Here is a 25,195-nt window from a genome sequence, read left to right on the forward strand (position 1 = left end):
ACAGCTGCGCGACCAGGAACGCCATTGCCCCCGTCAGCGCGATCGAGGCGTAGTCGGCCACCGTCTCACCGACGACGGGCGACAGCAGAGCCTCGACGGCCCCGCGGACCGCCAAGAAGGCCACCCCGTAGCCCAGCGCGATGGCCAGCAGCGTGCCAATCGCGCAGGTGCGCAGGAAGGTGCCGCGCACCGCGTTCGCAGCCGCGGCCACCGACCGCGGGCCGGTGCTCCGGCCCGCCGCCGTCGGCACGCCGATGACGCCGCGCCGCCAGAGCTGGCCGACGAAGAACGCCGATGCGGCGGCCCCGACGATGCTCGCCGCCTCGGCCAGCGGTCCCTGCGCCAAGGTCCACAGCAGCATTCCCACGCCGCCGAACATGAGCAGGGTCGCGACGATTCTGATGATCTCGCCAGCACCGGTTTGAATGTTCACCGAGATCGGTTGCTGCGGCCCGGTCATTTCTTCTCCTCAATGCCGTTGTCGTTCTTGCGGTCTGCGAGTCCGGGCACCACGATCGCCACGATGCCGACCACCGCCACCGCGTCCCCGGCCCACCGCCACGGGCCGCCGTAGACGATCCCGAGCACGACGACCGCGATCCCGGCCAGCACCGCCAGCACGATCAGCGCCGCGATCCAGCGGCTCGGGCTCTGATCGGTCTCCATCACGTCCTCCTGGTCCTCGACCGGCGTGGTCAGCGGCAGCGGGGCCTCCAGACCGAGCAGCTCGGCGAGCGCGGTCACCGCTCGTCCTCGTCCTCGGCGGCGGCGCCGCTCTCGTCCGGCTCGGCCTCGTCGACCGGCGGCTCCGTGGCCACCGCGCCGTAGATCGCGTCGAGGTCGGCCTTGCGCTGCTGCTCGGCCTCCCACTTCTCGTAGGCGCTCTCCGGCTCCGGGGTCTCGGTCTCGTCGGGCTGCGGCAGGCCGTGGTCCTTCCACGGGTCGAGGTCGACCTTCTCGTCCTCGCGCACCTCGCGGAAGCTGCCGTCGCTGTTCTTGATCGGCGCGCCGACGGCCTTGGCTGGCACGCCCCGCCAGCCCCACAGCGCGATCAGCGCGGCCACGGTCAGGCAGGCCACCGCCAGCTGCCAGGCGACCAGCGCCCACAGCGGGCCCGTCTCGACCAGGCTCAGCGGGAAGCGGCGGTCCAGGTTAGGCACCGGCCGGAAGCCCACGCCGCGCACGGCCAGGACCAGCGCGGCCAGGACTGCGGTACCGACCCACGGCCAGGCCCACAGCCGGCCGATCGACGGACTGCGTCGCCAGAGCACCTTGTAGAAGCCGTGCCCGGCCAGCAGGCCGGGACCGAGGAAGATGGCCACGACCACCGCGACCGCCGTCCACCGGGGCCGGTGGTGCCGCGAGCCGTCGCCGTCGTGGGTCAGCCGGTGCCACAGGCCGGGCGAGATCTCGTCCTGCACCGCGGTCGCGGTGATCCCCGCGCCCGAGCGCTCGCTGCGTCGTGCCGAGCGTTCGAGGATCTCCGAGCGCCGCCGCATGGTCGCCGACAGGGGGCCGTGGCCGTCGGAGTGCCCGGTCAGCCAGGCCGCGCGTGCGCGCTCCCATCGCTGGACACTCACGGCCGCACCTGCTCGACCGTCGGTGCCGGTGCCGGCCTGGTGCCGCGGTCTCCGCTGGCGCCCACCGCGTAGCCCGAGCCGAACAGGACGGCCGCTGTCAGCGCCAGCAGCACCCATCGTCGTGTCCATAGCGGCCGCTTGCCGTTGTCCCTGCTCATGGCTACTCCTCATGGTGTAATGCTGAAGCCTTATAGATACGAAGATACAGCAATGGTCTCGTATCTACAACAATACAGTAGACTGAGGGAGGACACCCCATGAACGACCAGGTGCCGGAGGAGAGAAGGATTGCCGTGACTTTGACGAAGCAGCAGGCAGAGCGCCTGCGAGTGCTGGGGGCGGAGGTCGACCTGTCGGTCGGACTGCTGTCCCGGGCGCTCGTGGAGCACGGCCTCGACCACGCTGACGACGCGGAGGTGCGCGAGGCCATCAGCAGAGTGCGCGAGGCGGACCGCGAGCGCCGCCGCCGCACCGGGGCGAGGGTCATGAAGGCCCGCCACCAGCAGCAGAAGAAGGAGAGCACATGAGCACCGGCACCGAGATCACCGACCAGCCCTTCGCGGGACTGCTCGACGTGCCGCCAGCTGCCGACGGAAAACCTGGCGTCATCACCGACGAGGCCAACTACGGGCGCGCTGACGGCGAAATCGCTTTTACCGCACCACATTTGGCGGTAATCGGAAAAACGGGCTCTGGCAAAAGCCGGACCGTTCTCGCACCGAACTGCGTCCGCTGGGGTCCCCGCGCGTTGGTGGTGATGTCGTCGAAGGGCGACCTGAGCGAGCTGACGATCCGTCGCCGCGCTCAGCTCGGAACCCAGTACGTCATGGACCTGAGCGGCGAGATCCGGGACAGCCAGATCAAGGGTGTCGACCTGACACCGGTGCGCATCGACCCGTGCAGCTGGATCGAGACCGACGACGAGGCGATGGAGATGGCCTCGTTGTTGATGCAGATCGGCGACGTCGGCGCGGGCGGCGACGGGCAGGGCTCGGGCGACTCCGCGTTCTGGAAGTCGCTGGCACGACGGCGGCTGGCCTGCCTGCTGCGCGCCGGCGGCTTCTACCGCGACCCGGACACCCAGCAGATGACCTGGGGCGGCGGGATCGTGTGGGCGCTCGAAGCCGCGGAGAACGTCGGCCCCGACGCGGCCGAGGGCGGCGGCCGCGGCCTCACCCAGGAGGGCCTCGACGACGAGGTCGATGAGGACGAGGATGACCCGCCGCTCGACATGGCCACGCCGAACTGGAAAACGGCCTACATGCGCGCCCACTCGGTCGGCTCGCGCCACGCCGACTCGCTGCTGGCCGCCCGCGCGATGGACGAGCGCCAGCGTGATTCGATCGGCATAAACATGCAGGTGGCGATGGGCGCCTGGGCGATGGAGTCCACCGCGGCACCGGGAGCCAAGGTGTTCAACCCGTCGATGCTGGCCTCCGGCGGCACCCTGCACATCGTCGCCGGAATGGACGGCGCGGCGCCCACGGTGGTCTGCACCGTGCTCATCGAGATCGTCAAGTACTGGCGCAAGCGCGTCGGCAAGCTCGACCCCGTGATGATGGTCCTCGACGAGTTCGTCAACGGTGCGCAGATCCCCGCGCGCTACACCAACAGGTGGATTTCAGAGGGCCGAGGACTCGGCATTCGTCTCTGTCTGGGACTCCAGTCGACAAAGAGCCTCACCCGGCTCTGGGGCCAAGCCGCCGCAGATGAATTCAGGGCCATCATGCCCGCCGCCCTCATCCTGCCCGGGGCCGGGGAGACACAAATGCTCAAGGACGCGGCCGAGACGACGCCGCCAGAGGAGCGCGTGGTGACCAGCCTCGACGCGGGCGGGCGCACCTCGCACAGCCGCCAGCTCGTGCAGCCCACCCACGCCGAGCTGCTGCCGCCGCCGCGCTCGCGCACCGACCCGCGGATCTCCTACGGCCGGCTGCTGCTGGGCGGCATGGCCGGCGTGCGGGTGCGCCTGGTCGACATCACCGGCACCGACCTCGCCTAGCCCACGGACGACAGGACCCCCGCACCGAGTCGGTGCGGGGGTCCTGTTCTTCGCCTCGTCCGTCACATCGCCTGTCCTTGCGACTGGACCCGCTCACGGCCGCGGCCCTGGGCCTTGGCGCCTGACCGCTCGAACGACCGCTGCGCGTCGACCATCTCCTGCCGGGTGCGCGGCTTCTGTCCCTGGTCCCGCTCGCGGCCGTCGCGGGCCCGCGCCTCCGCCGCCTCACGGCGACGTGCCTGTGCGGCCTGGCGCTGGCGCTGCGCGGCCTTGTACTCGCTGCTGGCCAGTTCGGACTTGCCGTACTTCTTGGCCACCTCCTCGGAGCCGCCCTGGTCGAGCAGTCGCCTGATGTCGGCGGTCCGCTGCTCGCGCTCCTCCTGCTGACGGCGCTGCGCCGCGGTGTCGGTCTCGGTCATGCCGGTCACTTCCAATCCTTCTCGTCGAGCCGCACCCCTGTGCGCAGGAAGTGCGCTGTCGCCCGCCACTTGCGGGCTCTGTGCCGCAGCGCCGCTGCCCGTCTGCGGTAGCCGTCTGCGACGTCCAGGCTCCGCATGTGCATGAGCGTCCCGCCGCCGTAGAGCCGCGGTCCGTCCTCGTAGCGCTCGTCGGCCTGTTGTTCCAGCAGCGTCGCCTCGGCGTCGAGGTCGGCGGCCTCGGCCACGCAGTCCCTCGCCGTCTGCTCGTCCTTCGCAGTCGGTGCTGTGGTCACTGTCCGAATCCCTTCTCCTGACTCTTAGTACTGGTGCGATTCAGGCTGGCCGCCTCGTCCGCACGCCTCATCGCCTTGCGACCGTCGCGGCGGAGCTGGCCGACCGTGACGTCGGCACCCTGCCCGGGGCCGTGAGCGACGTCGGTCTGCAGCTGGTCCCAGGCGGTGGTGTACGCCTGCTTCCCGTCGCTGCCCGTTACCGCGCGAACCGCGCCCTTCTCGCCGTACTCGACCTGCGGCACCCAGTAACTCTCCAGTGCATCGCGGGCCTTCACGGAGTACTCGTCGAGCACCCGCTGCGCCGCTTGCTCGGGCGTCAGCCCGGAGGCTTCGCGCAGCTGCTCGGCCACTCCGGCTTCCTGCTCGGCAACGGCCTCGGCACGCTCCTGGAGCTGATCGCCCGCATGGGCGAACCGACTGGACACATGCCCGAGCAGCCGCTTGCCTTGGTCGAGATCCTTCAAGGGGTGCTTCTCGTACTTCTCCCGCTCGCTCTGCGCCGCGGCGGCCGGATCGTCAGCCCTGCCCGACGCGACGGCCTCGGAGGCCTTCGACTGCACGATGGCCTCGGTCATCGCGCTCAGCAGCTCGGCCTCCTGCTGCGCAGCGGCGGCGTCGGCGGCCCGCTTGGTCTCCCGGGCCTCGGTCTTGGCAGCGGTGATGATCCCTTGAGCCTTCTCCTCGGCGTTGGTGATCGTCTTTTCGGCCTGAGCCCGTCCTGCGGCCTCACCGGCAGCGAATCCTTCAGCACGGGCGTCCCTGTCCAGGCGCGGCCTCTCGGTCGCTTTCCAGGCTGACGCGCGAGCGGCGACGGCCTCATCGACCTCGTCCTCGATCCGACGCTCACGATCATCGAGTTCGATCTTCCATGCGTTGAGCTCCTTGCGGACATCCTGGAACCGTTCGTCGAGTTCCTTCCGGCGCTTCGCGACGGTCTCGTCCACATCCATCACCAGCGGCCCGGACGGTGTGTCCACGGTCGCGGTGATCTGACCGTGCAGGTTCTCGTCGAGGGTCACGCCCTCGACCGGCTCGGCCGACACCGTGGCCTGGGCGGCCAGCCCCTCATAGGTGCCGCCAGTGGAGCGCACCTGCGCCGCGTACGCCTCCAGCGCCTGGTCGTCCTCCCACGGCGGCTTGCCGTCGGCGGTCAGATAGACCGGCTTGGGCCGGTCGGCCGCCGTCGAGTTGGTCGGCACTACCAGCACCCGCTCGGGGACCACGAGAGTCTCGCCGCGCTCTATGGCCGCAGCGTTGCGCTCGCACTGCTCGACGACCGATGCGTACTTGAACTCGTCGCCGACACCGCTGCGGCCGCCGGCGCGGGCGGGTCGCGAGGCGACCCCGCTGTCGGCGTCGATCCACTTGTAGCTCACGCCGTCGCCGTTGCCGCCGCGGCGCAGCGTGTGGACGCCGTCGGCGGCCAGTCGCGCCTCGTAGTCGCCCCAGTCGGTGGCTTGGGCCCGGGCAATGCGCAGTCGCATGCGCAGCTCGTCGTAGGCGTTCGTCTTGCCCTCGGCGGCCCTGGCCAGCGCCTTGCGATCGCCGGCGCCCAGGCTTCCGAAATTGCCGTTCCCATCGTTCCCGAAGCCTCGACACGCTTCCATGTAGGCCTCGTTGTCGAAGCCGAAGCGCTCCATCACCAGCGGGTCGGTCACCTGGTACCGGATGCGAGCGAGGTTCTTCATGTCGCTGGAGACCGCGCGCCCGGCGGGGTAGTGGACCGTCTTCGCGTTGCCGTTCTTGTCGGTCCACTCCAGGGTCACCGCTTCCTCGGCGACGTTGGCGATCTGGCAGTGGCTGTGGATCTTGCCCTTGACCCAGACCCGCTCGCCGGTCTGCGCGCTCTCCTCCCAGCGCCCGTTATCGGCTTGGGTCGTGATCTTGATCTGCCGACCGGGGAACGCCTTCGCCGAGGCCTCCTTGGCGAACTCGTGCGCCAGCCAGACCTGGTAAGGGTCGTCTGGGTCCAGCTCCTGGTGGGAATGGCTGAAGATCAGGTGATAGGTCTCCAGCTCTAGCTTCGTCTTGCCGTAGTCGGCACGGGTCCGGCCCACGTCGGCCAGGTACGTCTCGGGGCGGCAGTCGCCGATCGTCGAGCAGTACTCGACCCGCTGGCTCGGACCCGCCGGGTTGGCCTGGTCGTGCGCCGGCGTGCCCGCGCTGAGGTAGTCGTCCAGACCCCAGGCGCTGTCGACCGAGCTAAGCATCGTGGCGACCATCAGTCACCACCCTCGAATCTGGCCAGCACGGTCTCGTGCAGCCGCTCCGTGGCCGCCCTGTTCTCGTCGAGCGCGCGCCGCGTCGCCGCCAGCTCGTCGGTGATGCTGACCGGCAGTTCCTTGTATCGGTTGCAGAACGCGGTCAGCTGGTTCAGGTTGTTGCCCTGCCGGCTCAGCTCGGCGTCGTGCGCACCGATCGCGCTGGCCAGCTCGCGCAGCTCCTCCTTGAGGCGCTTTCGCAGCTCCCGGCGCACCGCCGTCTCCAGCCCGGCGACCTTGCGGCCGACGTAGCTCCTCAGCGCCGCCTCGACCACCGCGGTCGTCGACCGGCCCTCGTCACCCGCGCGCCTGGCCACCAGCTCCAGCAGGCCGGCCTCGATGCGCGCGGTGAGCATCTTGGTCCCGACCCGCCGCGAGTGATCGCGCGCCCGCCGCGGCTTGGCCTCGCGGGCGTCGAAGCGGGCGTCGATCCGCGCCGCTTCTCGGCACCAGCTCGCCGCGCGCTTCTCGCTGACGCCGATCGCCGCAGCGATCGCCGCGTACGTCTCGCCGTCGGCTCGACGCGCGAGCGCGTCGGCCACCGACGCCTGCTCCGGCTCCGGGCCCCGGGGGCCCTTCACCGCATCGGCGACTTCGGCCGCGAGCAGCTCAAGATCGACGGCTGCCGCCGCCCGATCTTGCCTGCTCACCGCCTTCGTCATGAGGACCACTGTACCCTACTGCAGGCGCTTGCGCGCCTGAGTCGTGGTCCTCGGCGAGCTTCCACGCCGTAATACATCGTCGGCTTCGCCGACTCTGTATTCCGCCCTCACTCCGTTCGGGTGCGCGTGGGCTCGCCAGGGGCCGCTGCGCGCCCCTGGACCCCAGGCCTTTCCGGGCTCGCGCCCGATTCCAGAACGGGTGCCTGCCCGGGTGCTGGCCTGTTCGGCGCACCCCGTTGGCAGTACCGCAGAGCCGAAACGAGCCCCGTCAGCTGGGCTGAGCGCAATTGATCTGCGTTCCTGCGACAGATGATGTGCGCTTCAGAGCCAGATCATCTGCGCCTGGAGCGCAAATGATGTGGCCCACCACGCCCGATCGGCAGAACATCTGCCGCAAACCGACAACTGATCTGCTGCACGGGCGCACATCATCTGCGCCTGGGAGACAGTTCATGTGCGCCCCAGACGCAGAAGGACCCCGGCACCTCCTGCGGTGCCGGGGTCCTACCGTCGCTCCTGCCGTCAGTCGCTGCCGACCGCGACCAGCTGCGGCTTGCCGTCGAGGCGGGCAGCGTAGCCCGGGTCGAGATCCCGTGCTTCCTCGATCCAGCCGCGGATCGTGTTGTGCGAGCCGCCGATCTCCTTCGCGATCGCTGTCGGGCTCTGCCCGGCCGCAGCCTGCTCCAGAGCCGCCGCCACCTTCGGCGCCGGGGCCCGCAGCCCCTTGCGGCTGCGCACCTGTTCGGCGAGCACGATCAGTCCGTCGTCAGTTGCCGCCCCGTCAGTTCGCTCGTCAGCGGTCGTCACTGACGAACTGGCGGGGGCAGCTTCGTCAGTAGAAATGAGCGGGACATCGTCACTGACGGCAGTCTCCGCACTGACGACATCATCACTGACGACCTGCTCCAGGGTCGTCAGTTCGTCAGTGACGAGGCTGGGCACCGTTGTGACCTGCGCTTCGTCAGTACGTCCGGACCGAGTGACGGGCCCGGAAACCGTCAGTTCGTCATCGTCACTGACGGCCTCGATCGTTGTCAGTTCGTCAGTAGCGTCCGTCAGTTCGAGGGCGCTACTGACGGACGGCCCGTCAGTTCGGCTCGTCACCGGGGCCGCCAGTTGGGGCTCGGGGGCCGTCAGCTCGTCAGTGACGACCAACGGCACCGGCCCGCCCAGAGGCTGGTCGACCGCACCCTCGTCGCGGTCGAGAGCCATCTGGCCCTCCGCGATCACGACGCCGAGAGTGGACAGGATGATCATCGCGTCGATCGAGGCCGGAAGCATCCACCAGTCCTCGTCCGGGATGCCCATCAGCGCCGCCATGTCGCCCAGCGCGTAGAAGCTCCGCACGAACGCGATGTACGCGACCACCAAGACAGCGAGGATGCACACGATCCGCAGGGCCGCGATCCACCGCGCCCGCATGTCCCACTCGCGGATCAGGTTCACCAGGAAATGCGTCTCGGCGAGCACCGCCAGGGGGAACAGGACGGCCGTCACGACCGCCCAGAACTTCGCCCAGGGCGACTCGCCGGCCATCCCGAGCACAGCGTGCGCCCCGTTCAGCAGCACCGACGCCGCAGTGAAGAACAGCACCAGCGCCCAGGCGTAACCGCGCCCGTAGGTCTCGATCCCCGGATCGCTTCGGAACTTGTTCAGCATGGCTGCGCCTCCTTCTTGTTCGTCAGATCCTTGACTCGCTCGGGCCGGAATCCCGACCAGTGCTCCTCGCCCGCCACCACCACGGGCGCGGCCAGATGGCCCAGCGCCATCACGTAGTCGCGGGCCTCGTCGTCGACGCCGATGTCGACGACGGTGTAGTCCAGCCCGAGCTTGTCGAGGGCCCGGTACGTCGCGTTGCACTGCACGCATGCAGGCTTGCTGTAGACGGTGATCATGCCTCGGGCTCCTCGGTCAGGGGCGCCACGATGGTGTCGCCCACGAACGGATCGGGGTGGACACCGTCGCCTGCGGACGGGGACGCCCAAGGAGGCGAGGCGGGGGTCGGCTCGTCGCTGAGGTCGGCCATCTCACTGGGGATCTCGTTGACGCTGCGCCGCAACAAGCCCCGATAGTGCGCCTTGAGACGGTCGCCGCTGATCGTCGAGATGCGCACGACGTCGCCCTTGGACGCCTTGGGGTTCTTCCAGTCCTCCAGGTCGAACTCGAAGATCTGGGTCTCGGGGCGCACCATGCGCGAGCCGGGGCGGTGCTTGGCGCTCTTGTCCTCGCAGTACCACTGGCTCGTCTCGTCGCCGTCGACCAGCTCGACCAGCGAGTCGATGAACTTGTTGCGCCCGATCGGCTTGGAGTGCGGCATGTTCTTGGCCATGAAGGCGCGGAAGTGGTCGTAGCCGAACTGGAAGGGCAGCAGGTCCCAGACGAACTCGTTGCGGAACTCGTTCCACCAGGCGCGCAGCGGGTCGCTCGTCTCCTTGAACTCCTCCAGTGCGCGTTTGACGGCCTCCGGCTCGGAGAGCGCGTAGTAGTCCATGGTCAGCACGCGCTTGAGCACGTACTCCAGCACGTCCTTGCGCTTGAGGTAGTCGTCCTTGATGTAGCGGCGCTCGGCCCCGGTGAAGGACTTGGTGAACTTCACGAACAGCTGCCGGCGGTAGAACGACTCGGACTTGTCCTTGATCGTGGGCGAGTCGTTGAGGCACTGGACCATGAAGCCCCAGTGCTGGTGGGCGATGGGCGGCCGGTGCTTGCGGTTGATGGTGACGACGTCGTTGGTCACCACCGCCTTGAAGTTGGCGCCCTTCTCCACGAACGTGCCCACGTCGTTCTCGTCGACGAGGACGGCGCTGGCCGCCAGGAGTGGTTCGAGCAGGAAATCCCTGGCGAAGTCGGCCAGCGGGATCGAAGCGCTCGCGCCGCCCAGCATGTTGCGCATCATGGACAACAAGGTCCCCTTGCCGTTGTTGCCCTTGGTGCCGAAGAAGAAGGCGCACTTGTCCCAGCTCACGTAGGGGCGCACGGTGGCTCCGACGATCTCCCAGAGCAATTCGGACATGCCCTCGTTCTCTGGGTGGACGGCATTTCCATGCTCATCGACCACCGGGAAGAAGCCGCCCATCCAGGACTCCACGTCCCAGTCGGTGCCGTCGGCGTCGTTGTGGATCACCGGGTTGACCGCGTCGGGGTTCCAGTCGACGGCGAGCTTGGCCAGGAAGACGTGCTCCGGGCTGAACTCGATGCGTCGCGGGTCACCGCCGTTGTAGTCGACGATGCAGTTGTTGGCCGCGATCAGGTCGCGGTCGGTGCCGCGCTCGCGGCGCGGCGCCGCATCGAACAGCACAGCCCTGACCTCAGCGAACTCCTTGGTCGACATGTCCGGAAAGTACTCGTGGGCGCGCTCCCTCAGCCGTGTCTCGCTCGCGGAGTAGGTTCCGTAGTCCTCACTGGACGGATCGCCCGCGTAGATCACCAGAGCGTCGTCCGACGGGTCCGAAACCGTCTTCCCCCGCGGCTTCAGCCGAACGATGTCGTGCATAGCCGCAACCAGCCGGGCGATCTCCGAAAACCCCAGCCTGGGCAGCGGACTGCGCTTGATGCCGTTGATGCTCGGCGGTACCTTCTCGCCGGTCTCGGGGTCCTTGTAGCCGGTGACCTGGAGGTTCTGGGCGTGGATACGCCGATTGATCTCGTCGAGGAAGCTGTCGCGCACGAGTGCGGGCGGCAGCGCCTTGAGGGTGGCGATCCGGTCCGGCGACAAGAACTTGTCGGCCACTTCAGAGGAGATGGTGGCGATCGACTTCTCGAACGGGCGGCCGTTGTGGCTGAGCGCCGGGTTCGGATTGACTTCGTCGAAAGACAACCTTGTCGCGCTACCATCGCCTACAGGGTTTGGATATACTGGTTTCTGAATGGACATGAGCAGTCCCTTTCACATGTTGGTCTATCTGGACTTCAGAGAGGTCGCACCCCTTTGCCGAGGGGGCGGCCTCTCGCTATTTCAGGCCACCGACGCGGAGTCGGTGACCAGCTCGGCCGGTACTCGGATCGCCCTGCGTGGGGCCACCTGCCGAGCGCCGGGGATCAGGCCGGCGTGGAACCACCGCTGCGCGGTGGAGTGATCCACGCCGAACGCGTCCGCGTACTGCTGCAGGCTCGCCCACTTCTTCTTGGGCTGCGCCGTCATCTCACTCATCTCACTCACCTCCTCTCACGCATCGATCGCCACCCACAACCGGCTTGCAACGTCTGCAAGCCCAACGCCGACGGTAAGTGAATTCGCAGGTCACGGCTACCGGCCAGCGGCACGGCGTGGCGAGAAACGGTGTCCTTCGAACCAGGGCCCCCGCGCTGAAAAGGCGTTATTCTAGTACTCGAATAACTTTCTGCAGCATTGATGTGATGCAATTCACATGCCATCCTCGGCGTTCGGACATGGTGAGACAACTGTGAACCTCCAGTCAGATGCCGCCGCGGCGCAGTCCAGGCGCCCGGAGGCGCTGATGTGACGTAAGTGGCTCCTGATGCGTCAAAGCAGCGTTGTACCGCTTTTTGAATTCCAGAAGCGGTACACGATTTCCGGACATAACCGCAGGTCAGCGCCCCGCGTAACCCCCATGTACCGGTGTACCGCTTTTTCTCAAAACCCAAGTCCACAAATGGAGAAGAACCGTTGGAATCTCCAGCAGTGAGACTTATATGCCAACAAAAGCGGTACAAGTGCGGCTTTTGCGACCAGAAACTACCTCTGACCTGCATATATACTGTACCTTTTTTGAAAATCAAAAACGGTACAACAACAGTGGAACCACCCTCTGACCTGCAAAAACCGTGTACCGCTTTTTGTACCGCTTTTGAGGAACATGGGTAAAAAGCGGTACACCGGTCAGCAGACCGCGGTAGGCCAGGACAGGACGGAAGCAGCAACGGTGACCGCAGAGCGCAGGTGAGACAGGCCTGATGAAACAGCCCGCTGTCACGCACCTGCCTGCTCCTCATCGCGCGTCCCCGCTCACACCAGTCCTGCTGCGCACCGTCCGGCTCGCACCGGGTCGGCAGACCGCGGTCGGCCAGGACGGGCGTGGAGACAGCAGCGTTGCCGCAGTGCACACTGCGGCCACGGCCCGCAGTGACGACCGCGACGTACCACGCCCGCCCGCTCCTCATCGCACGTCCCAGCTCGCACCGGCCTGCTGCGCACCGACGAGCTTCCCGTACTTGGAGAGCGCGGCCTGCCGGGTGACGCCCATCGCAGGACCGATCGCCGTCCAGCTGGCGCCCTCGTCCCGGGCGGCCTGCACCTCCTCGGCGATCCGGGCGTCCAGCGCCCGGCGCGCCTCCACCAGGCCCTGCAGCCGCGTCACCGCCGTGGCGGCCGGGGCCGTCACTGGGCACCGTCGAAAGTAGCGGCCAGCACGCGGCGCTGGCGGTCGGTCAGGGGATTGCGGGCGAGCCGCTTGCCGACCTTGCGGCCGGCCGCACGGGCCAGCTCCAGCGCGGTCTCACGGGACTCGGACGACGGGTGGCCACCAGTGGCCTGGGACGCTGCGCGCACGGCAGGGCTCCTCGAAGAACGAGGAGTGCTTTAGTACCGGGTCATCTGTCTCAGCCGCCGTGTGGCCTCTTGCCACTTCGCGGACCGCCCGTTAACACCCGTGCAGGTCGAACCTGCTGGCCCCGGGCGCGGTACCGGAGCGGGTCAGCCGTCATAGTGCGACAACACTCGCAAGCAATGCTGTCAACGCTCCGACCGACTGTCAATCCGACGCGCCCGGACCACGATCAGCTCGGGCATGAAGTCGCGCACGCCGCGCGGTGCCGGGAGGATCTTCACTGTCACCATCTCCTCCACGATCCGGCGCTGTCTGTCCACGTCAAGGGCCTCCCACGCCTCTCGCACCCGGGCCTCGCGCTCGGCGTCGTCGGCGCTGACCGCGATCCCGTCGACGAACACCGAGGCCGGCGAGGGTGACGGCACCATCAGCTTGCCGTCGATCGCTGTCAGACGGTCTTGCACCTCGGCCATCCACCTGCCTGCTCCTCACGACTGTCCTGGCTCACACCGGGTCTGCCCCGCACGGCCCTGCTCACACCAGGTCTGCCGACCGCGATTCGCCAGGACAGGCTTGGAAACGGCAGCGTGTCCACCGTGAACACTGCGACGGCAACCGAATGAAACAGCCGTGCTTCCTCAGTCCAGCGAGTCGCCCTGCTGCCAGTAGGCCGCGGCCAGTGTCTCGGGAAGCCCCCTCAAGTTTTCCACGTGGCCCCACGCGTCAATCCCCTTCAGCTCCGCCATCCTGGCCACCATCCCTGGCAGTTCCTCCGCGTCCAGGTCCGGCTTGCCCATGTCGATCACCCAGGAATCGCGAACCGTCCGGCCGTTCACGGTGTGCGAGGTCCAGCTCGCTCGAATGCCCGACTGCCGGAGCCACAGGTTCCGCGCGGAGTCGTCCTGCTCGGCCCACCACTCGCCGAGGGTCTGCCCGGTTCCCTCATATCGCCACCCGGCCTGCTCGACCGGCATCGCCTCCAGCTCCTGCTGCCGAATGGACAGAGCCTTGATCCGCGCGTCCATCCGCTCCCTGCCGGGCGTTCCCCGACGGAACGCCGGCGTGCCGATCTGCTCCGCGAGATCGGCGAGCATCTCGCGCACCTCGTCCAGTTCCGCCAGCACGTCGTTCCCGGTGAACCAGACCCGCTTCATCCGCTCCATGCTGCCGAGCGTGTCCAGGACCTTCTCGGTGACTTCCCTGTCGGCATCCTCCAGCGGTATGGTCCGGTTGTCGCACTGCCGGGTGTCCTGCGCCGAGCCGCAGCGGTAGCGCGGCTTGCGTCCGGGGCCGCCTTTGAGTCTGTACGCCGGCCTCCCGCAGGCGCCGCAGTAGATCACCCGCAGCAGCAGACCCGACGAACGCTTGGTGGGCTCCTTCCGGTTCTCCCGGCCGGCCAGCTCCTTGCCCACCCGGTCGAACACGTCGCGGCTCAGGATGGGCTCGGCACGCACCACCGGCACCCCCGCCTCGTCCACCACGACCTCCTCCTTGCCGAGCACCCGGTTGCCCTTCGCGTCGCGCAGCGCCTGGCCGTCAGCATCGAGCACGGCCTCGCGCATCACGATCTGGCCGAGCAGCGTCGGCGAGGTCAGTGCCCGCTTCAGCGGCGAGGAGTGCCACTCGAAGCCCTCCATTTCCCGGCCGCTCGCCTCCGAGACCCGGTCCCGGGCAGTGGGGACCCCGCGTTTGGTCAGGTCGTGCGCGATGGCACGCAGAGGCTCGTGCGCCAGTACGCGGTCGACGATCTCGCGGATCACCGCCACCTGCTGCGGGTCCTGCACCAGCTTCCAGTGCTTGCCGTCCTTCTCCGGCAGGTAGCCCCACGGCGGCACGCCGCCGCGCCACCGACCGGACACCAGCGTGTGCCGCGACGCGCTGCCGGTGCGTGCCCGGATCGCCTCCAGCTCCATCTCCGCGACCTTGGCCACCAGCAGCGCGATGATGTCGCCGAAGGGAGTGTCGAGGTCCAGGAACTTCTCGTTCGCGCTCACGAGCTTGACGTGGTTCTCCTGACCCCACGAGATCAGGTCCGCGAGGTCCGCCAGGCGCCGCACGAGGCGGTCCATCCGGTAGAACACGATGACGTCGTACCGCTCTGGCGTCTTTAGCCATGCACCCAGCTTCGGCCTCTCTTGCGGCTTCACCGCCGCGCTCACGTTGAGGTCTTCCGCGACCCCGACCACCTCGTAGCCGCGTTCGGCGCACAGTTCCTCGCAATCCTTGAGCTGCCGCTCCGGACTGGTCGTCGCCTCGGTCTCGCGCGACAGCCGGACGACCATCAAGGCGCGCTGCTTCTCGGGTCGATTTTCGGATTCTCCCACGTCATCGAGGGTACGCAAAGGGTGTAAGACTATCCAATGGAATACTCGGCCGTCGACATCCCCTCCTCATCGGCGATCAACCGGCCGGCGAGCGTCTTGATCTCGTTGGTCCATCGAGCAGTGCGCATTTCTCCCCCTGCGGTCGTCGAACCCTCCTATCGGGCCCTCGTAAGTGAAGACGCACCGGGCACCGATCCGGTTCCACTCACTGTCCACAGGCACTCAGACCGAGCCGAGCATCCCCGACGCGACGCCGATCGCCAACGGAACGATTCCGAGGCATACCAACACGGACAAGAAGCATGAAACGCGCTCGCGCAGGCGTCATGGATCTAGACCCGGGCACAGCAGCTAAGCCAAGTCGGACCAACCCAGCCGCCTTATTCAGCCAACCGACACGACAGTGATGTCCATCATACTTCTTGACATATGTGATATGATATGCGGCAGATGATATTGCATGGGGTGCCGCATCGGTCGAGCCCTCCGAATCGCCTTCTCCCGCAGCACTTCCCGCTGTCGCATTTCGCTGCTAGAAACAGTCCGACACCACGCATCGGGCCCGTTTGCGCACCTCACGGGCCAGTCGGACATTTCTAGGAGGTAACCAGTTTTCCCGGTCACTCCGGGTCGGTTCGTTGAATGACCCACTTGCGCCATACCGGATATTCCATGATCTTATTGTGTCGCTAGAGACACATCGATTATCGCCATCACACATCGAGGAAGACATGCAGGGAAGCACGACACTGCTCGTGGGAAGATTGCCAGGTGCCCGCACCCGACGATCGCCTCACGCCGCGGCAGCGGCGGGACCGCGTCGTGCGTAGGGAAGCACTGGCCGCAGCGCTGGTCGCAGCTCGTGAGCAGGCCGGACTGAACCAGTCCCAGCTCGCACAGGCATCGGGACTGTCCCGGTCAGCCGTCGTACGGCTGGAGAAGGGCGACGCGAGCATCAGCTCGGATCGCCTGTGGGACCTGGCCCGCGCACTGGGCACCAAGCCGAGCGCGCTCTACCCCGCAGCCGAGGCCAACGAGGCCGCGGGCCGCACGCTCGACTAGCACTCCTATCTGCATGTCCACCTCATCCAGGGGGACACCATGCACATCGACCTGTACCGGGTCTACGGCCTCGACCGGCGACAAACGCCGGCGACTCTGGCCGCTCAGCTCACCGCACAGCTCAACGCGACCGACCCGCGAGACGCCTTGTCGCGCAGGCGCATCGACACGGCCCGCGCCATCCTCGGAGACCCGGCACGTCGCGCCCACTATGACGCAGCGCTCGCTGATCCGGCCGCGCCGACCATCGGCGAGCAGTCGCTCGCCTTCATCGCAGGACGCGCACCGGCACCGCTGGCACCCGTACCGGCGTCGCCACGACGCCGACTCAACAAGAAGCTCCTCGTCGCCGGGATCGTCGCCGTGCTGCTCGCGTCGACGGTGGTCATCGCCACCGCAACGTCCTCTTCGTCCGGATCATCCGACTGTGCGGATGTCATATTCGTCGGCGCGGCCGGATCGGGCCAGCGCAGCGAAGCGAAGGTACGCACTCACGACGGAATGGGTGAGTTCGTCGGCGATACCTTCGAGAACCTACTCAACGACGCCAACGACATGGATAAGCGCGTTGAGAAGCAGACCGTCGATTACCCGGCCGCGGCGGTGTCGACACTTGCCACGCAGCCTCAGGTTTTCTTGGATTCGATAACCACAGGCGTGTCGCGAGCGACCACATTGATCACCGACGCTGCCGACCGGTGCCCTGACTCGACGATCGTCGCCGTCGGCTACTCGCAAGGGGCGATGGTGATGCACCGGACCTTGCAGTCGATCTCGCCGAATGGCTCAATCATCGGTGTCCTGATCGCCGACGGTGACCGCCAGCCGTCCGACCCGAACGTCATCGTCAAGGGCGACGCCAAGGCTTACACCGGCATCGCTTTCACCGACCTCGCGATCTCGATTCTCGGGAACTCCACCGCCACACCGTTCGCCTCCGATTGGCGCGGAAATCTTCTGTCCTGGTGCGTCAGCGGCGACACCGTGTGCTCGAACAAGCCCGGCGCCATCGACTGGGGCATCGGGCCGCTGCTGCACACCGCCGGCTACGCCCCCGACAACTGGCGCGCGTTCGTCAAGCAGAAGGCGCTCGGCTGACGATTCCGTCGTCGATCGACATCGTGCGCGCCCGCACTCACGCATCAACCAATCATCCCGACCCGGAGGACACCATGCCCCACATCGATCTCTACGCCGCCCACGCGCTTGATCGCAGCCAGACCTGCGCTGACTTCGCGGCGCAGCTCACTGCTCAGCTCGACACGGTCGATCACTACGATACGACCACTCGTGGCCGCATCGAGACAGCCCGACGCATCCTCGGCGACCAGCAGCGCCGGGCCGCGTACGACGCCCTGCTCACCGACCCCGCTGCCCACATCGACGAGGCTGTCCTCGGCTCGATCGCCAGCGGAGCGTCGAGCGCGGCCACCCTGCCACCGGTCGGCTTCCCGCCCGTACAGGGCTCGTACCCGCCCGCCCCGGTCCAGCAGGGATTCCAGGCACCCCAGCACGCGGCTTATCCGCCAGCCCAACCGCAGTACCAGCCCGCGGCCCAGCAACGCGTCGTTCGCGTCGTCGTGGTCCCCGACGGGCTCATGCCCACGACCGAGTTCTGGGCCGACGAGTGGGCGATCGAGATGTCACCGGACGGCTCGGCGATCCGCCTCGTCGGCACCGGCAAGGGGTCGGCCGCCAAGAAGGCTGCCAAAACGTCAGGCGGCGATTGGGGCTGGATCGCTGGCGGCGGCATCGCCGGCCTGTTCCTCTCCTGAGCCCGCGCTGTGCTCAGTCAACATCGTCGGACTCGCTGGTCGAGCCCTTCATAGGTGAAGACGCGCAAAGCATGGATCCGGTTCCATCGATTTCCACAGCAGTTAGGCGTGAGACCATCAGGTGCGTGGCTGACGCATTCGACGCCTTGATCAAGATCGGGACTGAAGCCGACGTCTCGGGGTGGGACTTCTCCTGGCTCGCAGGCCGCGCTACCGAGGAACGTCCCGAATGGCGGTACGCCGTCCAACTCGCCGAACGGCTCGGCAGGGCATCGGCCTCGCTCGATATCCAGACTGGAGGAGGCGAGGTCCTCGCCGAGGCCGCAGTCTTTCCACCGACGGCGGTGGCGACCGAGTCGTGGCCGCCGAACATCGACAAAGCCACCCGACTGCTGCATCCGCGCGGGGTGGCCGTCGTCGCCGACGCCGACGAGCCACCACTGCCCTTCGCGAGCGAAGCCTTCGACCTTGTCACCAGCCGCCACCCCGCGACCGTGTGGTGGGACGAGATCGCCCGTGTCCTTCGACCGGGCGGCACATACTTCGCCCAGCATGTGGGGCCGGCGAGCGCCTTCGAACTCATCGAGTTCTTCCTCGGTCCCCAACCTCAAGCGCGGCGCGGACGTCACCCCGACGACGAAGCGGACGCGGCGAGAGCAGCCGGACTGGAAGTCGTCGATCTGCGCACCGCCAGCCTGCGCATCGAGATCAACGACGTCGCGGCCGTGGTGTATCTGCTGCGCAAGGTGGTCTGGTGGGTTCCGGGGTTCACCGTCGAGAAGTACCGCGACCGCCTACTCGACATGCACCAGCAGATCGAGCGCAGCGGTCCATTCGTCGCCCATTCGACGCGCCATCTCATCGAGGCACGGCGGCCGTAGCCCGACGACACCACCGACGGGCCTACCGACGGATCCTGAACAAGCAACGCACGGTGTCGATTCGGTTCCACCCGCTGTCCACAGGCCCTCAGACCGAGCCCAGCATCCCCGACGCCAGGCCGATCACCACCGGCACGATGCCGAGGCACACGAACGCCGGCAAGAAGCACAACCCGAGTGGCCCGCTGACCTTCACACCGGCCTTCTCTGCCGCCTCCAACGCCCGATCCGCTTCAACCCGCCGCATCTGGCCGGCGAGGTCGGCGACGCCGTCGGCCAATGACGCCCCCGCCCGCGACGCACGCCTCGCCAACGACGCGAGGTCGGCGAACGACGGGTCGTCCGTTCCCCGCTCGAATGTCCACGCCGCCTCAGGATCCGCTCCCAACGCGAGCAGTTCCGCGGCCCGCAGCATCGGTACTGCGACGGCGACGGGAGCACCGTCAGCCGCGATCTCGGCTGCGGACGACACCGGCAGTCCGCTCCGAAGGCAGACCGCGAACATGTCGTAGGCGGCCGCCGTGTCGAACGGATCGGGTCGCGACCGTCCACGACCCAGCCACCGGGCTTCGCGGACCGATCGTGGCCGCTCGACGACTCTCGCCAAGGTCCAGTCCGCGCCCGGCCAGATCCACAGGGCGGTGCAGACGCACACCGCGATCGGCAGAATCACCGCACCACCTTCTCGGTGATGGCGACTGTCCACCAGACGCCCGCGACGGCCAAGCCAGTACCGATGACCAGCAGGATTCCACCGACGCCCGGACGCAGGAGAACAGCCAACGGCTCAGCGCCCATCGCCTGCCCCAGCGCAACTCCGAGCAGCGGCAGCATCGCCAACACGGTCGCCGTCGCCCGCGGCCCGGCCAGCCCCGCGCGCGTGCGTGACGCATGTTCGGCGCGAGCGGCGAGATCGGCGCGCAGCGACTGCATCAGGTCGATCATCGGCAGCCCCTTGCCGGCCGACGCAGCCCACGCCGCAGCGAGACGGTCCAACCCCGCGGCGCCGTCGACCGGATCACCGCCGAGTTCGGCTCGGGCGGCCATCCTCGCCAGCTCGCTCCCGACGTCGGACGGCCCGTCCCTCGAGAGCTCGTCCGACGCCGATCGACAAGCGTGCACGATCGGCGCCCCGACAGACATCTCCGCGATCATCACCGACAACGCTCGACGCACCTGCGCATCACGAACGTCCTGTGCGGCGCGGCGGACCGACCGGCGGCGCACGCCGATCACCGTGGCGGCGACCAACGCCGCCGCGACCGCCGGGGCCGCACCGACGGCCAGCCCTATGAGCAGCGGCGATACCCCCACCGCCCACATCGGATCGACCGCGCGGACATCGATTGAGAGGCCCCGCTGCCCCGGTAGTCGCCGCAAGACAGCGGGTCGAGGCCACAACAGCACCACTGCGCCTGCCGCCGCAAGCAGCGGCCCGACACTCATCGGACACGCCGCCGATCGAGTATCGCGTCCAACTTGTCGCGAGCATCGGTGAAACCGGAGTCCCGCGACCACACGGAGGCAATCGATGCTAGGCCGTCGTCTCCACGATCGAGGACGCCGATCTCCGCGATCCCACGCCGACCGCGCGCGTCACGCCCCAGTCCCAGCACCACTTGGATCGCCGCGGCCAACTGACTGTGCAGCGCGATCCGGTCCATCCCGCCGAGAGCTGCGAGCGCTTCCATCCGAGCCGGGACCTCTGACGTCGAGTTCGCGTGCAGCGTGCCTCCGCACCCATCGTGGCCGGTGTTCAAGGCGACGAGCAGGTCGATCACCTCCGCTCCCCGGACCTCGCCGACGATGATCCGATCGGGTCGCATTCGGAGCGCTTGGCGTACCAGCGTCCGCACCGGCACATCTCCCACCCCTTCGACATTCGCTGTTCGCGCCACGAGTCGGACGACGTGCGGATGTTGTGGTTCGAGCTCCGACGCGTCTTCCACGGTGATGATCCGTTCGTCTGGACCGCACTCGCCGAGCAGTGCGTTCAACAGCGTCGTCTTGCCGGTACCCGTGCCGCCGACGATCAGGAACGCGAGGCGTCTGACCACGATGCGCCTGAGCACGTCAACGATCTCCGGGTCGATCGCGCCGGCCGCGGCGAGTGCGTCGAAAGTCTGCGTCGCGCTGCGCAGCACCCGCAGCGAGATGCAGGTCCCGTCGATGGCGAGGGGCGGGATCATCGCGTGCAGGCGGACAGCGATCCCCCGACGACCGACACCGGACAGCTGCCCGTCCACCCACGGCTGCGCGTCGTCGAGCCGACGACCCGCACCGAGCGCGAGTCTGCCCGCGAGGCGACGGACCGAGGCCTCGTCGTCGAAGCGAACGTCGGTGAGCTCAAGCCCGTCACCACGATCTGCCCAGACCGCGGACGGACCCACAACCAGCACGTCGGTCACAGCAGGCTCCGCGAGCAATCCCTCGAGACGACCGGCGCCGACCATCTCGGTCTGCAGGTAACGCAGCACGTCGAGCAGGTCGGTGTCGCCGAGCAGGCCACCCGATTCGGCGCGGATGGCGTCGGCGATCACCGACGGATCGAGGTCTGACGTCTGCCCGGCGAGCCGTTCCCTCACCCGATCGAGCAGATCGGCACGTGCGGCCGTCATCGCCGGGCACCGACCGTCAGGCGATCGCACACGTCGCGCGCCGCCGTTGTCAGCGGTCCTCGGCGACGCAACCGCAGCCCCGACGCTTCACACCGCGCTGAGAGGGACCGTTCCGGCCGGTAGCCGCCGAGAAGCGGAATCCCCACCGCATCGGCGACGTCGCGTGCACGCAGTCCTCCCGGCGACGGCCCCCGAACAACGAGCACTGCGTCACGATCGCCGACCATCCGGGCAGCCGTCCGACGTGTCGCCGCCACCGCATGCACCGACGCCGTCGTCACGACCACGATGAAGTCTGCCGTGTCGATCAGCCCCGACGCCGACGGGCCCGGTTCGCGTCCGACGTCGGCGACAACCACGTCACCTGCCGTTCGGCCTGCATCGACGACGGCGAGAACCGTGTCCGGCCGCAGCGGTGACACGTCGTCGCGGGCAGGCCCGATCACGCTCACGCGGCCCACGCGCGGAAGGGCGGCCCGCAGCGCAGGGCCGCTGATCACACCGGTCTCGCCGGTCACGTCCGCCCATCGGAGCCCCGATTTCTCCTCGACTCCGAGGAGGAGATCGGCGCCTGCGCCCGCCTGATCGGCATCGATGAGCAGCACGTCGTCCGACACTCCGGCGGTGAGCGCAACCGCGACTGCCAACGTGGAGGCTCCGGCTCCGCCGTGCCCTCCGATCACGGCGACGGCGCCCGCCGGCCTGCGAACCGGGCGGCGGAACTCCGACAACGCGCTCACCAGGGCCGACTCCTCGTCTGGCAGCACAAATCCGCCCTGCGCACCCAGCGCCATCCCCAGCTGCCAGCCCCGCTGATCGTCTCCGGCGCCGACCACCACGAGCCCGGGTCTCCGCGGTGGACGCAGCGTGGTCAGCGCCTCCAGCGCCTCGGCGTCCGCGGCGACGGCCGTCGCCCTGAGCCAGTCGTGTCGGCACGACGACGGTTCGCCGATCACCACCGCGTACCCGGTCGCGGCAGCGCACCGGGCCACATCCGGGTGGAGGACGGGATCGGTCAGAACCAGCAGCACATCACTCATGGCCGACATCGTCGACCCGATGTCAGAAAAGCGGAAGTGCGTTATCCACAGGCTTGCGCCATGTCGGCGGGCGATGCTCGGTGCGTCATTTCGACACCTCGCCCCGGCTGGCGCCTCGGTGAGGGCTCAATGACCAGTAGGGCCTCACTTGGGCGAACTGCGCACGACGTGCTTCTGGACTTTGCCGGTCGCGGTCTTGGGCAGGGCGTCGACGATCTCGATGGTCTTGGGCGTCTTGAATCCCGCAAGACGTTCCTTGGCCCATTCGATGAGCTCGTCCGCGTCGACGACGGCGTCGGGCACGGTGACGATCACCGCGGTCACGGCTTCGCCCCACCGTTCGTGCGGACGTCCGACGACGGCCGCCTCAGCGACGGCGGGATGCCCGAGCAGCACTCGCTCCACCTCGACGGAGCTGACATTCTCTCCACCGGATTTGATGATGTCCTTGGATCTGTCGGTGAACCAGACGACGGCCTCGTCGTCGAGGTGTCCGATGTCGCCGCCGTGAAACCATCCGTGCGCGAACGCCTCGGTGTTCGCGTCGGCGTTGTTCCAGTACCCCTCCATGAGCTGTGGACTGCGATAGACGATCTCGCCGGTCTCATCGGCGGCCAGCAGCCCGCCGTCCGCGCCCATGATCGCGACGTCCGTCGACACTGTCGCCGGGCCCCACGACTCGTCCTTGACGCCCTGATGTCCGTTCCACTGGAGTTCTGACGCCGGGGTGGTCTCGGTCTGGCCCGAGCCGAGGATGATCGCGGCGCCCGGGAACCGGGCACGCACGCCGGCCAGCACCTGCTGTGCCATCGGAGCCATCGCGTAAAGGCCCGTGATCAGCGACGACGTGTTCTCGTCCGTCAGCGCGGGCTGCGCGACAAGCGCCGCCCACATCATCGGAAGGAGAGTCACATGGGTCACGCGGTGGTCGACGAAGGTCTGCGCGAGCGCTGCCGGGTCGAACCCGCGCAGCAGTACCGCGGTGCCGCCGACGAGCAGCGTCGGGAGCATCAGCGCGTCGAGCGCTGTCACGTGGAACAGCGGCAGCACGATCGGTTGCACGGGGTGCGCCACGTCGGGCCGCAGTCCCAGCCCGAGCGCCGACGACAACGCCCCGATGTGCACCGCGACGTGACTGGTCAACACACCTTTCGGCCGCGAAGTGGTGCCCGACGTGTACAGGCAGTGGACGATGTCGCGGTCGTCGACAACGGTCTCGACGACAGACGTGTCGTCGGAGACCACGGCGTCCCACGGGACGGTCGGAACACCCGCGATCTCCGAGGGCGCCTCACCGACCACGACAACCTCGGTCACCTCGGCGGGGCCGTCGGCGAAGGCACCGGCCAAGACGGGTACGAAGGCGGCTTCGCTGACTACCGCACGGACTCCGCTGTCCGCGAGTTGATACGCCACGTCGGACGGCGAGATGGCCAGGTTCAACGGCATCGCGGTGACGCCGATCTTGGCGAGCGCGAACAGCGCCACCGGGAACTGCCAGCGATTCTGCAGTTGTAGCGCCACGGCGTCGCCCCGGACCAGGCCGCGCTCGATGAGCCCACGCGCCAGCGCGTTCGACCTGGCCTCCAACTCTCGGTAGCTCACCGTCACGTCGCCGTCGACGACCGCGGGGCGATCGCCGAACTGGCGGGCGGCGCGTGTGGGAAGGTCGCCGATGCACACGCGGTGCGTCAGATTGATTGTCAGTTCGTCGACGCCCGACAGGTCGGGACGCATGCCCGCCACGTCAGGACTGTCCGGTGAACGGCGGCACGAACACGCACGGCACCTTCACCGGATGCTCCGGATCGAGGGCGTTCAACGCGAAGTAGGCCGCCCGTCGCGAACCTGCGATCGCGAGGTGATCGCTGAAGTCCTTCGAGCAGGTGTCCTGAACGACGATGTTCGTGACGTCTTCGCCCTTGCGACCGACCACGTAGCCCGCGGTGAACGGAACCACCAGCTCGTCGAACTTGGTCATGATGTTGGTGTACGAGACGCCCTTGACGTACGGGCTTCCGCCCTTCCAGATCTTCTTGTTGAACGGAGAGCCGGGCAGCATCGCTCCACAGCCGATGCACATCGGCATCGTTACTGCGCCGATCGCTTCCCCGAGCTTGTTCATCACCGGATTGAGCGATCCGGTGCCGCGCCACAGCGGCGCCAGCGAGACGTACTTGGTGACCTTCGACGCCCCGCCGTAGTACTTCAGGTAGTACGTCGGCATGTACGTGCCCTGCGAGTGCCCGATGAGGTCGACGGTCTTCGCACCGGTCGCCTTCAGCACTCGGTTGACGAACTTCGCCAGCTGCGCGGCGCTTACCTGCTGAAAGTCCATTCCTCCGACCGCGGTGAACGGCCACGGCCAGCCCTTGAGCGCACCGTAGGTGAGCGCGAAGACGCAGTAGCCGCGATTCTTCAGCATCGGGACGTACGCGCCCCAGTTGGTGGTCTTGGCGCCGCCGGTGCCGTGCACCAGGACGACGGGCCGAGGGTGTGCGGCGGTCGGCTTGCAGGAGAAGTCGTTCGATCCCGGCAACGATGATCCGGGGTGCTGCAGCTCCTGCGGGATGCCGCCGAAGAAGTTGAAATTCTCCGGCAGCTTCTTCGCCTCGGCGGCACCCGGGGCGACCAGCGCGGTCACACACAACAGTGCGGCGCACACGGCGACCGCCAGACGTCCTGCAAATCTCATTCTTGAGACCTTCCCCTGGCCACACACAAGCGACCTAGCGATTGCTTGGTTAGAGCGAAGGTACACGTCTCCCGCG

At 67.9% G+C, this 25,195-nt stretch carries 28 protein-coding genes and 1 pseudogene; 6 read left to right on the forward strand and 23 right to left on the reverse strand.

What is annotated here, in order from left to right; translation table 11 throughout:
- The 4 genes and pseudogenes from GM1_RS14940 to GM1_RS22370 all read right to left on the reverse strand — a co-directional run.
- Positions 1-460 (reverse strand): annotated as a pseudogene (locus GM1_RS14940) (hypothetical protein); the annotation flags it as partial.
- Positions 457-744 (reverse strand): hypothetical protein, encoded by a 288-nt coding sequence (locus GM1_RS14945; protein WP_008380145.1) that lies wholly within the window; start codon positions 742-744, stop codon positions 457-459. The gene GM1_RS14945 and the pseudogene GM1_RS14940, both read right to left, overlap by 4 nt.
- Positions 741-1,580: a hypothetical protein gene (locus tag GM1_RS14950; protein ID WP_008380146.1), complete on the reverse strand. Its 840-nt coding sequence runs from the start codon at positions 1,578-1,580 to the stop codon at positions 741-743. The genes GM1_RS14945 and GM1_RS14950 overlap by 4 nt, the downstream gene beginning before the upstream one ends.
- The gene (locus tag GM1_RS22370; RefSeq protein ID WP_008380148.1) at positions 1,577-1,738 is read right to left on the reverse strand and encodes a hypothetical protein; all 162 of its coding nucleotides are present in this window, start codon (positions 1,736-1,738) and stop codon (positions 1,577-1,579) included. Before GM1_RS22370 ends, GM1_RS14950 begins: the two co-directional genes overlap by 4 nt.
- Before the next feature lie 99 nt (positions 1,739-1,837).
- Here GM1_RS22370 and GM1_RS14955 point away from each other — a divergent pair, with 99 nt between their 5' ends.
- Positions 1,838-2,107 carry a hypothetical protein gene (locus GM1_RS14955; protein ID WP_008380149.1) on the forward strand — a complete coding sequence of 90 codons (270 nt, stop codon included), beginning with the start codon at positions 1,838-1,840 and terminating at the stop codon, positions 2,105-2,107.
- Complete coding sequence (locus tag GM1_RS14960) at positions 2,104-3,582, forward strand: type IV secretory system conjugative DNA transfer family protein (protein ID WP_008380150.1); 1,479 nt, start codon at positions 2,104-2,106, stop codon at positions 3,580-3,582. Before GM1_RS14955 ends, GM1_RS14960 begins: the two co-directional genes overlap by 4 nt.
- Before the next feature lie 62 nt (positions 3,583-3,644).
- Here GM1_RS14960 and GM1_RS14965 read toward each other — a convergent pair whose 3' ends face one another.
- From GM1_RS14965 to GM1_RS22760, 13 genes are all read right to left on the reverse strand, one after another.
- Positions 3,645-4,010: a hypothetical protein gene (locus GM1_RS14965; protein WP_008380152.1), complete on the reverse strand. Its 366-nt coding sequence runs from the start codon at positions 4,008-4,010 to the stop codon at positions 3,645-3,647.
- Complete coding sequence (locus GM1_RS14970; RefSeq protein WP_008380154.1) at positions 4,007-4,294, reverse strand: hypothetical protein; 288 nt, start codon at positions 4,292-4,294, stop codon at positions 4,007-4,009. The genes GM1_RS14965 and GM1_RS14970 overlap by 4 nt, the downstream gene beginning before the upstream one ends.
- Positions 4,291-6,516 (reverse strand): relaxase/mobilization nuclease domain-containing protein, encoded by a 2,226-nt coding sequence (locus GM1_RS14975; protein ID WP_008380155.1) that lies wholly within the window; start codon positions 6,514-6,516, stop codon positions 4,291-4,293. Before GM1_RS14975 ends, GM1_RS14970 begins: the two co-directional genes overlap by 4 nt.
- Positions 6,516-7,217, reverse strand: a complete 702-nt coding sequence (locus GM1_RS14980; RefSeq protein WP_157436062.1) for a hypothetical protein — start codon at positions 7,215-7,217, stop codon at positions 6,516-6,518. Before GM1_RS14980 ends, GM1_RS14975 begins: the two co-directional genes overlap by 1 nt.
- Positions 7,218-7,739: 522 nt before the next feature.
- The gene (locus tag GM1_RS14985) at positions 7,740-8,876 is read right to left on the reverse strand and encodes a DUF2637 domain-containing protein (protein WP_008380157.1); all 1,137 of its coding nucleotides are present in this window, start codon (positions 8,874-8,876) and stop codon (positions 7,740-7,742) included.
- Positions 8,870-9,112 carry a glutaredoxin-like protein NrdH gene (gene nrdH, locus GM1_RS14990; protein ID WP_008380158.1) on the reverse strand — a complete coding sequence of 81 codons (243 nt, stop codon included), beginning with the start codon at positions 9,110-9,112 and terminating at the stop codon, positions 8,870-8,872. Before nrdH ends, GM1_RS14985 begins: the two co-directional genes overlap by 7 nt.
- Complete coding sequence (locus tag GM1_RS14995; RefSeq protein WP_008380159.1) at positions 9,109-11,034, reverse strand: DNA primase family protein; 1,926 nt, start codon at positions 11,032-11,034, stop codon at positions 9,109-9,111. The genes nrdH and GM1_RS14995 overlap by 4 nt, the downstream gene beginning before the upstream one ends.
- Positions 11,035-11,172: 138 nt before the next feature.
- Positions 11,173-11,367 carry a hypothetical protein gene (locus GM1_RS15000; protein ID WP_008380161.1) on the reverse strand — a complete coding sequence of 65 codons (195 nt, stop codon included), beginning with the start codon at positions 11,365-11,367 and terminating at the stop codon, positions 11,173-11,175.
- 967 nt (positions 11,368-12,334) lie between these two features.
- Positions 12,335-12,559, reverse strand: coding sequence for a hypothetical protein (locus tag GM1_RS15005; RefSeq protein ID WP_008380163.1), 225 nt, complete (start codon positions 12,557-12,559; stop codon positions 12,335-12,337).
- On the reverse strand, positions 12,556-12,726 hold the full coding sequence (locus GM1_RS22375) for a hypothetical protein (protein WP_008380165.1): 171 nt from the start codon (positions 12,724-12,726) through the stop codon (positions 12,556-12,558). The genes GM1_RS15005 and GM1_RS22375 overlap by 4 nt, the downstream gene beginning before the upstream one ends.
- Positions 12,727-12,909: 183 nt before the next feature.
- Entirely contained in the window at positions 12,910-13,197 is a 288-nt protein-coding gene (locus GM1_RS15010; RefSeq protein ID WP_008380166.1) for a hypothetical protein, read from the reverse strand.
- Positions 13,198-13,362: 165 nt separating this feature from the next.
- Positions 13,363-15,048, reverse strand: a complete 1,686-nt coding sequence (locus GM1_RS15015) for a recombinase family protein (RefSeq protein WP_223291308.1) — start codon at positions 15,046-15,048, stop codon at positions 13,363-13,365.
- Positions 15,049-15,077: 29 nt separating this feature from the next.
- Positions 15,078-15,176, reverse strand: a complete 99-nt coding sequence (locus tag GM1_RS22760; RefSeq protein WP_217997954.1) for a DUF4244 domain-containing protein — start codon at positions 15,174-15,176, stop codon at positions 15,078-15,080.
- A 643-nt stretch (positions 15,177-15,819) separates the two neighbouring features.
- Between GM1_RS22760 and GM1_RS15020 the strand changes: the two genes are divergently transcribed.
- From GM1_RS15020 to GM1_RS15035, 4 genes are all read left to right on the forward strand, one after another.
- Positions 15,820-16,110: a helix-turn-helix domain-containing protein gene (locus GM1_RS15020; protein ID WP_008380169.1), complete on the forward strand. Its 291-nt coding sequence runs from the start codon at positions 15,820-15,822 to the stop codon at positions 16,108-16,110.
- 39 nt (positions 16,111-16,149) lie between these two features.
- Entirely contained in the window at positions 16,150-17,208 is a 1,059-nt protein-coding gene (locus GM1_RS15025) for a cutinase family protein (RefSeq protein ID WP_008380171.1), read from the forward strand.
- A gap of 74 nt (positions 17,209-17,282) precedes the next feature.
- Positions 17,283-17,885 carry a hypothetical protein gene (locus GM1_RS15030; protein WP_008380173.1) on the forward strand — a complete coding sequence of 201 codons (603 nt, stop codon included), beginning with the start codon at positions 17,283-17,285 and terminating at the stop codon, positions 17,883-17,885.
- 125 nt (positions 17,886-18,010) lie between these two features.
- Positions 18,011-18,766 carry a class I SAM-dependent methyltransferase gene (locus GM1_RS15035; protein ID WP_040520305.1) on the forward strand — a complete coding sequence of 252 codons (756 nt, stop codon included), beginning with the start codon at positions 18,011-18,013 and terminating at the stop codon, positions 18,764-18,766.
- Between the two features lie 88 nt (positions 18,767-18,854).
- On the opposite strand, the gene GM1_RS15040 is transcribed toward GM1_RS15035, so the two are convergent.
- The 6 genes from GM1_RS15040 to GM1_RS15065 all read right to left on the reverse strand — a co-directional run bounded on the left by GM1_RS15040 (position 18,855) and on the right by GM1_RS15065 (position 25,119).
- A complete protein-coding gene (locus GM1_RS15040) occupies positions 18,855-19,439 on the reverse strand; it encodes a type II secretion system F family protein (RefSeq protein ID WP_008380177.1) in 585 nt (194 codons plus the stop codon).
- The gene (locus GM1_RS15045) at positions 19,436-20,212 is read right to left on the reverse strand and encodes a type II secretion system F family protein (protein WP_040520306.1); all 777 of its coding nucleotides are present in this window, start codon (positions 20,210-20,212) and stop codon (positions 19,436-19,438) included. Before GM1_RS15045 ends, GM1_RS15040 begins: the two co-directional genes overlap by 4 nt.
- Positions 20,209-21,384 (reverse strand): TadA family conjugal transfer-associated ATPase, encoded by a 1,176-nt coding sequence (locus tag GM1_RS15050; RefSeq protein ID WP_008380181.1) that lies wholly within the window; start codon positions 21,382-21,384, stop codon positions 20,209-20,211. Before GM1_RS15050 ends, GM1_RS15045 begins: the two co-directional genes overlap by 4 nt.
- Positions 21,381-22,424 carry a septum site-determining protein Ssd gene (ssd, locus tag GM1_RS15055; RefSeq protein WP_008380182.1) on the reverse strand — a complete coding sequence of 348 codons (1,044 nt, stop codon included), beginning with the start codon at positions 22,422-22,424 and terminating at the stop codon, positions 21,381-21,383. Before ssd ends, GM1_RS15050 begins: the two co-directional genes overlap by 4 nt.
- Positions 22,425-22,568: 144 nt before the next feature.
- The gene (locus tag GM1_RS15060) at positions 22,569-24,161 is read right to left on the reverse strand and encodes a class I adenylate-forming enzyme family protein (protein WP_040520311.1); all 1,593 of its coding nucleotides are present in this window, start codon (positions 24,159-24,161) and stop codon (positions 22,569-22,571) included.
- Between the two features lie 10 nt (positions 24,162-24,171).
- A complete protein-coding gene (locus GM1_RS15065; RefSeq protein WP_008380186.1) occupies positions 24,172-25,119 on the reverse strand; it encodes an esterase/lipase family protein in 948 nt (315 codons plus the stop codon).
- Between the last annotated feature and the right edge of the window lie 76 nt (positions 25,120-25,195).

This window comes from Gordonia malaquae NBRC 108250 (assembly GCF_000344135.1).
Taxonomy (GTDB): Bacteria; Actinomycetota; Actinomycetes; order Mycobacteriales; family Mycobacteriaceae; genus Gordonia; species Gordonia malaquae.